The sequence below is a fragment of the Pseudomonas sp. AN3A02 genome, assembly GCF_011765255.1.
Classification (GTDB): domain Bacteria; phylum Pseudomonadota; class Gammaproteobacteria; order Pseudomonadales; family Pseudomonadaceae; genus Aquipseudomonas.
In genome coordinates this window covers 562,475-576,937 of sequence record NZ_JAARNI010000002.1, presented here as the reverse complement: position 1 = coordinate 576,937, position 14,463 = coordinate 562,475, and the positions used below count along the sequence as shown (strand labels likewise).

The 14,463-nt window shown below is 62.5% G+C and carries 14 protein-coding genes; 12 read left to right on the top strand and 2 right to left on the bottom strand.

Annotated features, from left to right (window positions below):
* Positions 1–123 precede the first annotated feature (123 nt).
* A complete protein-coding gene (locus HBJ59_RS12435) occupies positions 124–2,877 on the bottom strand; it encodes a response regulator (RefSeq protein ID WP_167663704.1) in 2,754 nt (917 codons plus the stop codon).
* Between the two features lie 205 nt (positions 2,878–3,082).
* On the opposite strand from HBJ59_RS12435, the gene HBJ59_RS12430 reads away from it, so the two are divergent.
* Both HBJ59_RS12430 and HBJ59_RS12425 read left to right on the top strand, forming a co-directional pair.
* Positions 3,083–3,811 (top strand): response regulator transcription factor, encoded by a 729-nt coding sequence (locus HBJ59_RS12430; protein WP_076015055.1) that lies wholly within the window; start codon positions 3,083–3,085, stop codon positions 3,809–3,811.
* Entirely contained in the window at positions 3,798–5,168 is a 1,371-nt protein-coding gene (locus HBJ59_RS12425; RefSeq protein ID WP_167663703.1) for a sensor histidine kinase, read from the top strand. The genes HBJ59_RS12430 and HBJ59_RS12425 overlap by 14 nt, the downstream gene beginning before the upstream one ends.
* A gap of 3 nt (positions 5,169–5,171) precedes the next feature.
* On the opposite strand, the gene HBJ59_RS12420 is transcribed toward HBJ59_RS12425, so the two are convergent.
* Positions 5,172–5,687: a DUF2062 domain-containing protein gene (locus tag HBJ59_RS12420; protein WP_076015057.1), complete on the bottom strand. Its 516-nt coding sequence runs from the start codon at positions 5,685–5,687 to the stop codon at positions 5,172–5,174.
* Positions 5,688–5,834: 147 nt separating this feature from the next.
* Here HBJ59_RS12420 and HBJ59_RS12415 point away from each other — a divergent pair, with 147 nt between their 5' ends.
* From HBJ59_RS12415 to HBJ59_RS12370, 10 genes are all read left to right on the top strand, one after another.
* Complete coding sequence (locus HBJ59_RS12415) at positions 5,835–8,126, top strand: DNA internalization-related competence protein ComEC/Rec2 (RefSeq protein WP_167663950.1); 2,292 nt, start codon at positions 5,835–5,837, stop codon at positions 8,124–8,126.
* A gap of 31 nt (positions 8,127–8,157) precedes the next feature.
* A complete protein-coding gene (locus HBJ59_RS12410) occupies positions 8,158–8,793 on the top strand; it encodes a MotA/TolQ/ExbB proton channel family protein (RefSeq protein WP_063033914.1) in 636 nt (211 codons plus the stop codon).
* Positions 8,790–9,218, top strand: a complete 429-nt coding sequence (locus tag HBJ59_RS12405; protein WP_004371361.1) for a biopolymer transporter ExbD — start codon at positions 8,790–8,792, stop codon at positions 9,216–9,218. Before HBJ59_RS12410 ends, HBJ59_RS12405 begins: the two co-directional genes overlap by 4 nt.
* Positions 9,218–10,228, top strand: a complete 1,011-nt coding sequence (lpxK, locus tag HBJ59_RS12400; RefSeq protein WP_167663702.1) for a tetraacyldisaccharide 4'-kinase — start codon at positions 9,218–9,220, stop codon at positions 10,226–10,228. Before HBJ59_RS12405 ends, lpxK begins: the two co-directional genes overlap by 1 nt.
* Positions 10,229–10,252: 24 nt before the next feature.
* Positions 10,253–10,438 (top strand): Trm112 family protein, encoded by a 186-nt coding sequence (locus tag HBJ59_RS12395; RefSeq protein WP_003174668.1) that lies wholly within the window; start codon positions 10,253–10,255, stop codon positions 10,436–10,438.
* Complete coding sequence (gene kdsB, locus HBJ59_RS12390; protein WP_167663701.1) at positions 10,435–11,199, top strand: 3-deoxy-manno-octulosonate cytidylyltransferase; 765 nt, start codon at positions 10,435–10,437, stop codon at positions 11,197–11,199. The genes HBJ59_RS12395 and kdsB overlap by 4 nt, the downstream gene beginning before the upstream one ends.
* Positions 11,199–11,663, top strand: a complete 465-nt coding sequence (locus HBJ59_RS12385) for a low molecular weight protein-tyrosine-phosphatase (protein WP_167663700.1) — start codon at positions 11,199–11,201, stop codon at positions 11,661–11,663. Before kdsB ends, HBJ59_RS12385 begins: the two co-directional genes overlap by 1 nt.
* Positions 11,660–12,679: a UDP-N-acetylmuramate dehydrogenase gene (gene murB / locus HBJ59_RS12380; RefSeq protein WP_167663699.1), complete on the top strand. Its 1,020-nt coding sequence runs from the start codon at positions 11,660–11,662 to the stop codon at positions 12,677–12,679. The genes HBJ59_RS12385 and murB overlap by 4 nt, the downstream gene beginning before the upstream one ends.
* Positions 12,680–12,830: 151 nt before the next feature.
* A complete protein-coding gene (locus tag HBJ59_RS12375; protein ID WP_167663698.1) occupies positions 12,831–13,817 on the top strand; it encodes an XdhC family protein in 987 nt (328 codons plus the stop codon).
* On the top strand, positions 13,814–14,401 hold the full coding sequence (locus tag HBJ59_RS12370) for an NTP transferase domain-containing protein (protein ID WP_167663697.1): 588 nt from the start codon (positions 13,814–13,816) through the stop codon (positions 14,399–14,401). Before HBJ59_RS12375 ends, HBJ59_RS12370 begins: the two co-directional genes overlap by 4 nt.
* Positions 14,402–14,463: the final 62 nt, after the last annotated feature.

Below are 14,463 nucleotides of genomic sequence, written 5' to 3'. Positions count from 1 at the left end.
CCGCTGGAGTGCGAAGCGCTCCCAGGATTTTGGGGCCGCTGCGCAGCCCAGCGGGAGCAAGCTCCCTCGCCACAACAAGCGCCCTAGCCACAGCAAGCTCCCTCGCCACATTGCCCCGAAAGTTTACGCGCTGACCCGCGCCTCGCTGGCCAGCCGGGCAATCGCCATGTCCAGTTCATCCAGGGCCGGCATGGCCTTGGCGTCGTCCTGTTTGAGCAGGGTCTCGGCCCGTTGGCAGGCCGCGCGCAGTTGCGGCACGCCGCAATACCGGGTGGCGCCGTGCAAGCGGTGCACCCGTTCGATCAGGGCGTTGCGGTCGTTGGCGTCCCGGGCGACGCGAATCGCTTCACGGTCGGCTTCAAGGGAAGCCAGCAGCATCGCCAGCATGTCCGCCGCCAGATCCGCCTTGCCGGCCGCCAGGCGCAAACCTTCTTCGTGGTCCAGCACCGGCAATTGCGCGGCGTGCCCGAAACTTTCGGTACCACGGTCCGGGCCTTGGTTGCGCAGGGCCAGCCCGGTCCATTTCAACACCACCTGGGCCAGTTGCCGCTCGCTGATGGGTTTGGTCAGGTAGTCATCCATGCCGCTTTGCAGCAGGGCGCGTTTTTCGTTGGCCATCGCATGGGCCGTCAGCGCGACGATGGGCAGCGGCGTGCCATGGCGTTCGCTTTCCCACGTGCGGATCGCCTCGGTGCTCTGGCGGCCGTCCATCCCGGGCATCTGCACGTCCATCAGCACCAGGTCGAAGGCTTCCTGCTTCACCGCTTCGATGGCCGAGTAACCGCTTTCCACCGCCTGGACCTTGGCGCCCATGTCTTCCAGCAGGGTTTGCACCAGCAGCAGGTTGGCCGGGTTGTCGTCGACACACAGCACCCGCGGCGCGCGGCTGGACAGTGGCTCGCCGGGTTCGCTGCGCAACGGGCGCGGGCTGATCAGGTCGGCCAGGGCGCGGCGCAGTTTGCGGGTGCAGGCGGGTTTGGCCTGCAACTGGCTGTTGGGGTTGGGCACCGACGGGTTGAACAGCAGCTGTTCGGTGGTCGGGCACAGCACCAATACCTTGCAGCCCAGGTGTTCGAGGTCCCACAGGTGTTGGTTCAAACGCTCCGGCGGGATGTCGTTGGCGGTGATGCCCAGCACCGCCAGGTCAATGGCCTGTTCGGTCTGGTGGGCGCTGGTGATGCCGTTGGTCAGGCTTTCCAGGCTGTTGAACGGCGTGACTTCCAGGCCGCAGTCTTCCAACTGATGTTGCAGGGCCTGGCGCGCCAGCTCGTGGTTTTCCAGCACGGCCACACGCCGGCCCAGTAGCGGCGCGGAAGGCAGGTCTTCGATATCGTCACGGGTTTTTGGCAGGTTCAGGCTGATCCAGAATTCCGAGCCTTCTCCCGGCGTGCTGTCGACGCCAATCTCACCGCCCATCTGTTCGATCAGGCGCTTGGAAATCACCAGCCCAAGGCCGGTGCCACCGGGTTGGCGTGATAACGAATTGTCCGCCTGGCTGAATGCCTGGAACAGCGCCCGTACATCCTGGTTCGACAGGCCGATGCCGGTGTCCTGCACGCTGATGCGCAGTTGCACGCTGTCTTCCTGTTCGTCTTCAATCATGGCGCGGGCAACGATAGTGCCTTCGCGGGTGAACTTGATCGCGTTGCTCACCAGGTTCGTGAGGATCTGCTTGAGCCGCAGCGGGTCACCCACCAGCGACAGCGGCGTATCGCGATAGACCAGGCTCACCAGCTCCAGCTGTTTGGCGTGGGCGGCCGGTGCGAGGATGGTCAGGGTGTCTTGCAGCAAGTCCCGCAGGTTGAACGGGATGCTGTCGAGCACCAGCTTGCCGGCCTCGATTTTCGAGAAGTCGAGGATTTCGTTGATGATGCCCAACAGGTTGTCGGCGGACTTTTCAATGGTGCCCAGGTAATCCAGTTGGCGGGGCGACAGCTCGCTTTTCTGCAACAAGTGGGTGAAGCCAAGGATGCCATTCAGCGGCGTACGGATCTCATGGCTCATGTTGGCCAGAAACTCCGACTTGATGCGGCTGGCCTCCAGGGCTTCCTTGCGGGCCAAGTCCAACTCGATGTTCTGGATCTCGATGGTTTCCAGGTTTTGCCGCACGTCTTCGGTGGCCTGGTCGATGCTGTGTTGCAATTCTTCCTGGGCGTTTTGCAGGGTCTCGGCCATGCGGTTGATGCCCGAGGCCAGGTGATCCAGTTCCTGGCTGCCCAGCGGTGGCAAGCGGGTTTCCAGATTGCCATCCTTGAGCTGCGCGACGGCCTGTTTGATCAAACCGATCGGTGAGTTGATCGTACGGCTGATGCGCAACGCCAGGGCCGCCGTGCAGATCAGGCCGATGGCGATCAGCAGCAGGCTGGCGAACAGGCTGCGGTAGCCGCGCAGCAACATACCGTTGTGGGACAGCTCCAGCTCGACCCAACCCAGCAGGCGGTCGGATTCGTCCGGGATCAGTTCGCCGGCGAGGTTGCGATGGCGGCCGAATACCGGCAGCAGATAGCGGGTTGCGTCATTACCGGTGCGCTGCAACAGGTGCGAGCTGTTGCCAATCGGCGGCTGGTTGAGCATGGTCGGGCCGGCGTGGGCCAGCGGTGTGCGGTCAGGCCCTAGGAACGACACGGCGCGTACGTCGGTTTGCTCCAGGGACTGGGTGGCGATGCGTTCCAGCAGGTCGGTGTTTTTGGTGCCCAGGGCCGGGGCGACCAAAGGTGCCAGTTGCTCGGCGATCATCTCGCCCCGTTGCAGCAACTGCGACTGCAACTCCGAAAGCTGCATCCAGGTGAAATAGCCGCCCAGCAGCAACGCCATCAGGCTGGTAGGCAATAAGGTCAGCAACAGTACGCGGCCTTTTATTCCCATTCTCGTAAGCACGCCACTCTCCTGCTACCACACTGTTGTCGAATTCCACGCAGGCATCCGGCCCGCGCCACCTGCGCAGTGTAGCCATTTGCGCGGCGTGGAATCTTGCAAAATTAATGACCTGCAGCAAACCGCGGGCCCCTGGACGCCCGACGGCAGTTGCTGTTGGGGGGCCGATCTTGAATAATCAGTCATTGAGAATGACTTGCAGACGCTAATGAATCCCGCATCACTTGGCTTACCCAGTATCCTGGCGATAGAAGACGATCCTGTGCTTGGCGCTTATGTCCATGAGCAGTTGGGCCGCTGTGGCTTCCAGGTGACCTGGTGCCAGAACGGCCAGCAGGGCCTGCAAATGGCCCGCGATCAACGCTTCGACGTGGTGTTGATGGATATCCTGTTGCCGGGCATGGACGGTTTGTCGGTGCTCACGCATTTGCGCCAGAGCCATTCGATCCCGGTGATCCTGATGTCGGCCCTGGGTGCTGAAGCCGACCGCATCAGCGGCTTTCGCCTGGGGGCCGACGATTACCTGCCCAAGCCGTTCAGCATGGCGGAGTTGCGGGTGCGCATCGAGGCGATCCTGCGCCGAGTCGCCCTGGATCGGCGGCCTTTGCCGGCCCTGGCGGCGGTGCGCGACGATGCCCGTAGCCTGCGTTTCGATGATGAGCGGTGTGATGTGTTTCACCGGGAGCAGTGGGCCGGCCTGACCCGCAGTGAATACCGTCTGCTGGAAACCCTGCACCGCAATGGCGAAGAAGTCCTCAGCAAGGCCTTCCTTTATCAGCATGTCTTTCAGCGCGGCTACGCGCCCCATGACCGCAGCCTGGACATGCACATCAGCCAGATTCGTCGCAAACTCAAGGCCATCGGCTACAGCGAGCGGGAAGTGCGCACGGTGTGGGGCAAGGGCTATGTGTTGAGCGGTCACGATGACGGGCTTTAAGGCCGCGCTCCAACGGCTGCCGGGCAAGCATTCGTTATTCTGGAAACTGGCCTGCCTGCTGATCGCGTTCTGCTTGCTGATGATCTGGCTCAGTTGGTCCTGGGGCCGGTACATGGAAGAGCAGAATGCTTTTCTGTCCAACGAAGCACGCGCCACGTTGAGCGGTTATGCAGCCGGTGCGGAACTGGCCTGGAACAAGGGCGGCAACGCCGGTGTGGACGAGTGGCTGCACACCCTGGGCCAGCGCGAGCGCACCTGGGTGGGCGTCATCGGTAACGACCTGCAATCCCTGAGCAGCTACCCGCTGACGGACAAGGAAAGCCAGCGCCTGACCTTCCTGCGCGGCCTGGACTGGCCTGTCAGCCGACATGCCAAGGGCTTGCCGTGGTTGAAAATCCCGTTCCCGCTCGACCCGGGCGCGGGTTCCCTGGTGATCGAATTGCCACGGCGTTTCATGCCCGGGCAAAACCAGCTGTTCTGGCGCATCGTCACCAATGGCTTGATTCCCGGCCTGTTCACCCTGTTGCTCTGCATCGGCCTTTACCGGCTGTTGATCATGCCCCTCAACCACCTGCGGGAGCAGGCCAACGCCTGGCGCGCCGATCAACTGAGCACCCGGCTTTCCCGCGATACCACCAGCCGCCCGGATGAACTGGGGGAGTTGGGCCGTGCGTTTGACCAGATGTCGGAACGCCTGCAAGGCACCGTAGCCCTGCAACAGCAACTGCTGCGGGATTTGTCCCATGAGCTGCGCACACCACTGAGCCGTTTGCGCGTCGCCTGCGACAGCGAGCAAGACCTGACCCAACTGCGCGAGCGCCTGGGGAGGGAAATCGACGGCATGCAGCGTCTGGTGGAAGACACCCTGCAACTGGCCTGGCTCGACACTGAACGTGCGCCGCTGCCCAAGGAAGACATCCAGGTGCAGGCACTGTGGGACATGCTCCGGGAAAATGCCTGTTTTGAAAGTGGCTGGCCGGCTTCACGCTTGCAGTGCGAGCTTGGGGCTGACTGCTGGGTGCGCGGCCATCTGAACCTGCTGTCCCAGGCATTGGAGAACATCCTGCGCAATGCCATCCGGCACTCTCCGCAAGACGGCACCGTGCAATTGGGCGGGCAACGTGAGGGTGATCACTGGCACTTGTGGCTGGAAGACCAGGGCGGCGGGATTGATGAGGTGGAGTTGGAGCGGATCTTTGCGCCATTCACCCGGCTGGACGGTTCACGGCCCGGCGACGGCGGTTTTGGCCTGGGCTTGAGCATTGCGCGCAACGCCGTACAGCGCCAGGACGGCAACCTGTGGGCGGAAAACACAGGCCTGGGACTGCGTGTACATATGCGCTTGCTCGCCCGCTGACGCCTACAACCTACGCTGTTTGCGTTTTCTCCACTGGCGCGCCACCCACCAGCGCCAATAGCCCATGGTCAGGCAATAGCCCAGCGCCGCCATCACCAACCCCAATACAACAGAGCCCAGCAGGAAAGGTTGCCACAGCGTCGATAATTGCCCGCTGATCCATTCCCAGGTCAGCTCGTCGGGCATGCTGCGGGGTGGCACATTCATCAGCCAGGCGCCAGTCATGTAGGTGCAGAAGAACACCGGCGGCATGGTGATCGGGTTGGTCAGCCACACCAGGCTGACCGCAATCGGCATATTGCCGCGCACGCTGATGGCGAGGATCGCCGCCAGCAGCATCTGCAAGGGAATGGGGATGAATGCCGCAAACAGACCAACCGCCATCGCCCGCGCGACCGAGTGCCGATTGAGGTGCCAGAGGTTCGGGTCATGCAGCAATTTGCCGAGAAAGCGTAAGGATTTGTGTTCCCGTATGCTGGTCGGATCGGGCATGTACCGTTTGAATAAGCGCCGTGGCATAAGGGGTCCAGGTCAGTTCGAGGGGCAAGTATGCCCGCATTCCAAGAACGGTAAATTCAGACTTTGTGACAAATAATAATAGGCCGCTTCGGTAGCCCGGCTAAGACTCAATGGGTCGCTTTCAAGGAACGATCCATGAGAACAGGGATGTTCGCACTCGCGCTGGGGCTACTCGCCTTGCGCTTTTTACCCGCGTTGCCGTCCAGCGGCTGGCTGCTGTTGATGCCGGTGCTGGCCCTGATGCTGTTGCCTTTTCGTACCTATCCGCTGGCGTTTTTCCTGCTCGGGCTGGGCTGGGCGTGCCTCAGTGCGCAGTGGGCGCTGGATGACCGGTTGGCCGTGAGTCTGGATGGCCAGACCCGTTGGGTGGAGGGGCGTGTGACCGGGTTACCGCAGCAGACAGGTGACGGTGTGCGTTTCGAACTGGCCGACAGCCGGTCACGCAAGGACCTGCTTCCGAAGCATATTCGGCTGTCCTGGCGCGGCGGGCCGCAAGTTCAGAGCGGTGAGCGCTGGCGGTTGGCCGTCACCCTCAAGCGTCCGTCCGGTTTGCTCAATGCCGGTGGTTTTGACTATGAAGCCTGGCTGCTGGCGCAGCGGATTGGCGCCACCGGTTCGGTCAAGGACGGCCAGCGGCTGGCGCCTGCGCGGCATGCCTGGCGCGACGGCATTCGCCAGCGGCTGTTGGCGGTGGATGCCCAAGGGCGAGAGGCGGGCCTGGCGGCGCTGGTGCTCGGGGATGGTTCCGGGCTGGCCGCCGAGGATTGGCGGATTCTGCAAGACACCGGCACCGTGCACTTATTGGTGATTTCCGGGCAGCACATCGGGCTACTGGCAGGGTTGATCTATGGCCTGGTCGCCGGTCTGGCCCGCTACGGGTGCTGGCCGAAACCCTTGCCGTGGCTGCCTTGGGGCTGCGGCCTGGCATTTGCCGCCGCGCTGGGCTACGGCTTGCTGGCGGGTTTCGAGGTGCCTGTGCAACGGGCCTGCGTGATGGTGGGATTGGTGTTGCTGTGGCGCTTGCGGTTTCGTCACCTGGGGATTTGGTGGCCGCTGTTGCTGGCACTCAATGCCGTGCTGATCCTCGAACCGCTGGCCAGCCTGCAACCGGGGTTCTGGCTGTCCTTTGCGGCGGTGGCGGTGCTGATCCTGGCGTTCAGTGGCCGATTGGGCCCCTGGAGTGCTTGGCAGGCCTGGACCCGGGCCCAGTGGTTGATTGCCATCGGTTTGTTTCCGTTGCTGCTGGTGCTCGGTTTGCCCATCAGCCTGAGCGGGCCGCTGGCCAACCTGGTTGCGGTGCCGTGGATCAGCCTGTTGGTGTTGCCCTTGGCCTTGCTGGGTACGGTGTTACTGGCGCTGCCTTATATAGGTGAGGGATTGTTATGGCTGGCCGGCGGCACGCTGGATTGGCTGTTCAAGGCCCTGGCGTTGCTGGCGCAGTACTTGCCGGCCTGGATGCCTGCGCAAGTGCCCGTTGGCTATTGGCTGGTGAGCCTGCTGGGGGCGGTGCTGTTGTTGCTGCCCAAGGGCATCCCGTTTCGCCTGCTGGGCTGGCCGATTTTGCTGCTGGCGGTGTTTCCGCCTCGGGAATCGGTGCCCCTCGGGCAAGTGGATGTGGTGCAACTGGATGTAGGCCAGGGTTTGTCGATCATCCTGCGTACCCGCAACCACGTTCTGCTTTATGACGCCGGACCACGCTCCGGGGAGTTCGATCTTGGCGCTCGCGTCGTATTGCCTGCGCTGCGCAAGCTGGGGGTAGCGGGGCTGGACGTGATGCTGCTTAGTCATGCCGATGCCGATCATGCCGGCGGTGCGTTGGCCGTTGCTCAAGGGTTGCCGATCAAACGCGTGGTAGGGGGTGAGACGCAGCGGCTGCCAGCGGCTCTCGGTACGCAAGCCTGTGTCAGTGGCGAGCGGTGGGAATGGGATGGCGTGACGTTCGAGCTATGGCAATGGCCGGATGCGACGGACGGTAATCAGATGTCCTGTGTGTTGCTGGTGCAGGCCAATGGCGAACGGTTGTTGCTGACCGGTGATATTGACCGTGACGCCGAGCGGGCATTACTGGCCACGCCCCTGGGTGCTCCTGTCGATTGGCTGCAAGCGCCGCACCATGGCAGCCGCACCTCGTCGTCATGGCCGTTTCTACAGCGCCTCGCCCCCAAGGCTGTGTTGATTTCCCGTGGCCGCAGCAATGCCTTCGGCCATCCGCATCCCCAGGTGATGGCGCGTTATCAAGCCTTGGGCAGCCTGATTTATGACAGTGCCGAACAAGGCGCGCTCCGCCTGCAACTGGGCACTTTCCAGCCGCCGGAGGCCGCGCGCAGCCAGCGGCGTTTCTGGCGTGAGCCTGCGCCGCAAAACAGAGTTACCAAAGACCGGCCCCTGCGACAGGATGCTCTGGGGCAGGTCAGCCCTTCCGCCAAACCCTTATGGTAAAGTGGCGCACTTTTTCGAGGGGACATTCACTGTGTGGGAATTGGTCAAATCCGGCGGCTGGATGATGTTGCCGATCATTTTGAGTTCCATCGCCGCACTCGGCATCATCGCCGAACGCCTGTGGACCCTGCGTGCCAGCCGTGTAACACCTGACCACCTGCTGGGCCAGGTCTGGGGCTGGATCAAGAACAAGCAACTGGACAAGGCAAAACTCAAGGAGCTGCGCGCCAACTCGCCCCTGGGTGAAATCCTCGCCGCCGGCCTCGCCAACTCCAAGCATGGTCGCGAGATCATGAAGGAATGCATCGAAGAGGCCGCCGCCCGGGTCATCCACGAGCTGGAGCGCTACATCAATGCCCTGGGTACGATTGCCGCCATGGCGCCGTTGCTCGGTTTGCTCGGTACGGTGCTGGGCATGATCGATATTTTCAGCTCCTTCATGGGCTCAGGCATGACTACCAACGCCGCCGTGCTGGCCGGTGGTATTTCCAAGGCCTTGATCACCACGGCGGCGGGCCTGATGGTCGGTATTCCTTCGGTGTTCTTCCACCGTTTCCTGCAACGGCGCATCGATGAGCTGGTGGTGGGCATGGAGCAGGAAGCCATCAAGTTGGTGGAAGTGGTGCAGGGCGACCGTGACGTGGACCTGGTTGAGGGCAAAGCGTGAAATTTCGCCGCAAGCAACGGGAAAACGTCGATATCAACCTGGCGTCGTTGATTGACGTGGTGTTTATCCTGCTGCTGTTTTTTGTCGTCACCACCACCTTTACCCGGGAAACCCAACTGCGCGTCGACCTGCCGGAAGCCGTCAGCGGCTCTCCGGCGGAAGACCAGCAGGCCAAGCAACTGGACATCGCCATCAGCGCCGATGGCGTGTTCTCGGTCAATAATCAGTTGCTGGAGAAAAACGACCTGGCCAGCCTGATGGAGGCGTTGCAGAAAGAGTCCGGTGGCGACACTAACTTGCCACTGTCCATCAGCGCCGACGGCAACACCAAGCACCAGGCCGTGATCACTGCGATGGACGCTGCCGGCAAGCTCGGTTTCAGCCATTTGCGCATGACCACCGTCGAGGCGGCGAGCCAACCCTGATGGCCATCACCGATCGTTTGCTCAAGGCCTGGTACGAAGGCCATCCGGCGCTCGCGTTGTTGCGGCCGCTGGAATCCCTCTATCGCCGGGTAGTGCAGCGCAAACGCGCGCGATTCCTGGCGGGCGAGGGCGAGATCTACCAGTCGCCGGTGCCGGTCGTGGTCGTCGGTAATATCACCGTTGGCGGCACCGGCAAGACCCCCTTGATTCTTTGGCTGATCGACCATTGCCAGCGCAGCGGTTTGCGCGTCGGTGTGGTCAGTCGTGGCTATGGCGCCAAGCCGCCAGCGTTTCCATGGCGCGTCGAAGCCAGTCACACCGCAGCGATGGCGGGGGATGAACCCTTGTTGATCGTGCAACGCAGCGGCGTGCCACTGATGATCGACCCGGACCGCAGCCGCGCCGTAAAGGCGTTGCTGGCCAGCGAAACCCTGGACCTGATTCTCTCCGACGACGGTCTGCAACATTACCGCCTGGCCCGCGACCTGGAACTGGTACTGATTGATGCCGCCCGAGGGCTTGGCAATCGTCGCTGCCTGCCGGCGGGCCCATTGCGCGAACCAGTCGAGCGTTTGCACAGCGTCGATGCGCTGCTTTATAACGGCGCCGGTTCAGACCGTGAAGATGGCTTTGCCTTCCGTCTGCTGCCTACTGCGCTGGTCAATCTGCACACCGGCGAGCGCAAAACCGTCGATCACTTTCCGGTGGGGCAGCAGGTGCATGCGGTGGCTGGCATTGGCAACCCGCAGCGTTTCTTCAATACCCTTGAAACGCTACACTGGCGCCCAATATCCCATGCTTTTGCCGACCACGCGCCCTACAGCGCCGAGGTCTTGAATTTCACACCGGCACTGCCGTTGGTCATGACTGAAAAGGACGCGGTGAAGTGCCGCGCCTTTGCCAGGCCCGACTGGTGGTACCTTGCGGTGGACGCGGCACCGTCACCGGCGTTTACCGCCTGGTTCGACACGCAGTTGATGCGCTTGCTGCCCGCTCGCCTTTTGCCTTAAAACGCTGCTCTCCAGGACATACTCATGGACACCAAACTGCTCGATATCCTCGCTTGCCCGATCTGCAAAGGTCCGCTCAAGCTCAGCGCCGACAAAACCGAGCTGATCAGCAAGGGCGCCGGCCTGGCGTACCCGATCCGTGATGGCATTCCGGTAATGCTTGAAAGCGAAGCCCGCACCCTGACCACCGACGAGCGCCTGGATAAATGACCACCGCCTTCACCGTTGTCATCCCGTCCCGCTATGCGTCAACCCGCCTGCCCGGCAAACCGCTGCAGCTGATCGGCAACAAGCCGATGATCCAGCTGGTGTGGGAACAGGCCTGCAAAAGCAGCGCCGAACGGGTGGTGGTGGCCACCGATGATCCGCGCATCATCGAGGCCTGCAAAAGCTTTGGCGCCGAAGCGGTGCTGACCCGTGAAGATCACAATTCCGGCACCGACCGCCTGGCTGAAGTGGCCACCCAGCTGGGGCTGGCAGCGGACGCCATCGTGGTCAACGTCCAAGGTGACGAGCCGTTGATTCCGCCCAGCGTGATCGACCAGGTGGCGGCCAACCTGGCAGCCCATGGCGAAGCCCGCATGGCAACCCTGGCCGAGCCGATTGAAGACATCCAGACCCTGCTCAACCCCAACGTGGTGAAAGTGGTCAGTGACATCAATGGCCTGGCGCTGACCTTCAGCCGCTCCACATTGCCGTGGGCGCGGGATGCATTCGCCAAGCAGCCCGACGTGTTGCCGGCGGGCGTGCCTTACCGCCGCCACATCGGCATCTACGCCTACCGCGCCGGGTTCCTGCATGACTTCGTCAGCTGGGGCCCGTGCTGGCTGGAAAACACCGAATCCCTGGAACAACTGCGTGCCCTGTGGCACGGCGTGCGCATTCATGTGGGCGATGCCCTGGAAGCGCCGCCGGCCGGTGTCGACACGCCAGAAGACCTCGAGCGCGTCCGTCGCCTGCTGGGGGCCTGATGCAGGTTCTGTTCGTCTGCCTGGGCAATATCTGCCGTTCACCTACGGCAGAAGGTGTGTTGCGCCACAAATTGCGTGAAGCCGGCCTGGCTGATCAGGTTGAAGTGGCCTCCGCGGGTACCGGTGAATGGCACATTGGCAATCCACCGGACAAGCGCAGCCAGCGGGCGGCGCTGCAACGGGGTTACGACTTGTCGGCCCAGCGTGCACAACAAGTGTCGCGTGCCGACTTTTCCCGCTACGACCTGATCCTCGCCATGGACCAGAGCAACCTGCGCAACCTCAAGGCCATGCAGCCAGCACAGGGCAAGGCGGACCTGGACTTGTTCCTGCGCCGTTACGATTCGGTGGTGGATGAAGTGCCGGACCCGTACTACGAAGGCGACCAGGGCTTCGAAACCGTACTCGACCTGATCGAGCGTGCGTGTGACCTGTTGGTGATTGAATTGAAGGGCCGGTTATGACATTGCAGGTACAGGCACAGGTTTCGCTCAAACCGTTCAACAGCTTTGGCATCGACGTGCGTGCCCGGCTGTTTGCCGAGGCCCGCAACGACGCCGACGTGCGTGAGGCCTTGGCCTGCGCTGCCAAGCAACAACTGCCGTTGCTGGTGATTGGCGGTGGCAGCAATTTGTTGCTGACCCAGGACATCGACGCACTGGTGTTGCGCATGGCCAGCCAGGGCATTCGGGTCGTGCAAGACGATGGCGTCCAGGTGGTGGTTGAAGCCGAAGCCGGCGAAGCCTGGCATCCGTTTGTACTGTGGACCTTGGCCCAGGGCTTTTCCGGCCTGGAGAACCTCAGCCTGATCCCCGGCACGGTCGGCGCCGCACCGATGCAGAACATCGGCGCCTACGGTGTGGAGATCAAGGACGTGTTCGCCGGCCTGACCGCCCTTGATCGCCAAACCGGCGAACTGCGGGATTTCAGCCTGGCCGAATGCGACTTTGCCTACCGCGACAGCCTGTTCAAGCACGAAGTCGGGCGCTGGCTGATCCTGCGGGTACGTTTTGCCTTGAGTCGCGCCGTGCACCTGAAGCTTGAATACGGGCCGGTGCAACAGCGCTTGACCGAGCTAGGCATTACGCAGGCCACTCCCAGCGATGTCAGTCGGGCGATTTGCAGCATCCGTAGCGAGAAACTGCCCGATCCGGCGGTGCTCGGCAATGCCGGCAGCTTCTTCAAGAACCCGCTGGTGTCCCAGGCGCTGGCTGCGGAGTTGCAGCTGCAATACCCGGACCTGGTGGCTTACCCCCAGGCGGACGGGCAGATGAAACTGGCCGCTGGCTGGCTGATCGACAAGGCGGGATGGAAGGGTTTTCGCGATGGCGACGCTGGCGTGCATCGCTTGCAGGCGCTGGTGTTGGTGAACTATGGCGCCGCCACCGGCCAGGACATTGCCGGGCTCGCGCTACGCATCCAGCAGGACATCGAAAAGCGTTTCCAGGTTGTGCTGGAGATGGAGCCCAACCGCTATTGAACTAAGCTGGTTTTTTGACGCACCAAGCCCTGCATAGCGGGGCTTTTTTATTGCCGCTGAGTTAACTTAGCTGACTACCGATATTTTTTTATCAACTCATAGATGCTGTTTATCAAAACCAGCTACGTGTTTGGCAGGAGGCGAAGGCCTGATGGACAGTGTTGATTTGAATGTATTGCGCAGCGTGCTGGAATGGCGCCGCGCCGGGCAGCGGGTGGTGCTCTACAGCGTGGTTCAGACCTGGGGCAGCGCTCCACGGCCGCCGGGGGCGATGCTGGCTTTGCGCGGCGACGGCGTGGTGATTGGCTCGGTGTCTGGCGGCTGTATCGAGGACGACTTGATCGCCCGCTTGCAGGATGGTCGGCTGCCTGATGACGGGCCGCCGGTGCAGCTTGTGACGTATGGCGTCACCCGCGACGAAGCGGCGCGTTTTGGTCTGCCGTGCGGCGGCACCTTGCGCCTGACCGAAGAGCGGGTGGGTGATCCAGGTTGGGTCGCTGAATTGCTGGCGCGTTGCGAGGCGCATGAGATTGTCGCCCGTGAGTTGGACCTGGCCACCGGTGAAGTGGTGTTGAGCGGTGCGAGCAAGACCGACGTGGTCAGCTTCGATGGCAAGCGTTTGCGGGCGATTTATGGCCCGCGCTGGCGTCTGCTGCTGATCGGCGCCGGCCAGCTGTCACGCTATGTGGCAGAAATGGCCCGGCTGCTGGATTTCGAAGTGCTGATCTGCGACCCGCGCCAGGAGTTTGTCTATGGCTGGGAAGAGCAGCACGGGCGTTTTGTGCCGGGCATGCCCGATGAAGCCGTGCTGAATATCCAGACCGATGAACGCACCGCGATTGTCGCGCTCACCCATGACCCGCGCCTGGATGACATGGCGCTGTTGACGGCCCTCAATTCCAAGGCGTTCTACATTGGCGCCCTGGGCTCGCGGGTCAACAGCCAGAAGCGCCGAGAAAACCTCGCGGCGCTGGGGTTGAGTGCGGACGCCATTGCGCGGCTGCATGGGCCGATTGGCCTGCATATCGGCAGCCATACGCCAGCGGAGATCGCCCTGTCGTTGATGGCGGAAATCGTCGCCATCAAGAACGGGATTGATCTGTTGCAGAAAAAGCCGTTGCAGGCTGCGGTCAGTTGACGAGCATCACCGCGATCATCCTGGCGGCGGGGCAGGGCAGTCGTTTTCGGGCTGACGCGGGTGCGGATCAGGATAAGTTGCTGGCGCCCTGTGTGGGGCGGGATGGCGTCACGCGGCCGGTGATCGAACAGGTATTGGTGAATTTGCCGGCGGCGGTTACCAGGCGCTGGGTGGTGACGTCGCCGGATCGCACCGAAGTCATTCGGCTGGCGCAGTTGCATGGTTGTGAAGTGCTCTTGCTGTGCTCGCCTGGAATGGGTGACAGCATCGCGGCTGCAGTGGCGGCTAGCGGCACGTCCGATGGCTGGCTGGTGGTGCTGGGGGATATGCCGTTCATCCTGCCTGCGAGTATCGAGCAGGTGATGGCAGGCCTTGAGATCGACGGTATCAGCGTCCCGGTGCATGCCGGTCAGTATGGGCATCCTGTGGGGTTTGGCCGTTCATTCGGCCCAGCCTTGATGGCGCTGACGGGAGATCGTGGAGCAAAGCCATTGTTTGCCAAGGCTTCGGTGCAGGAAGTGGCAGTCGATGATCCCGGAGTGTTGTGGGATGTGGATGTACCGGCGTTGTTGAACTACCGCTAGCGGATAGCGCAGGCATAAAAAAGCCCCGCCTGATCACTCAGGCGGGGCTTTTTAGTGGCCGA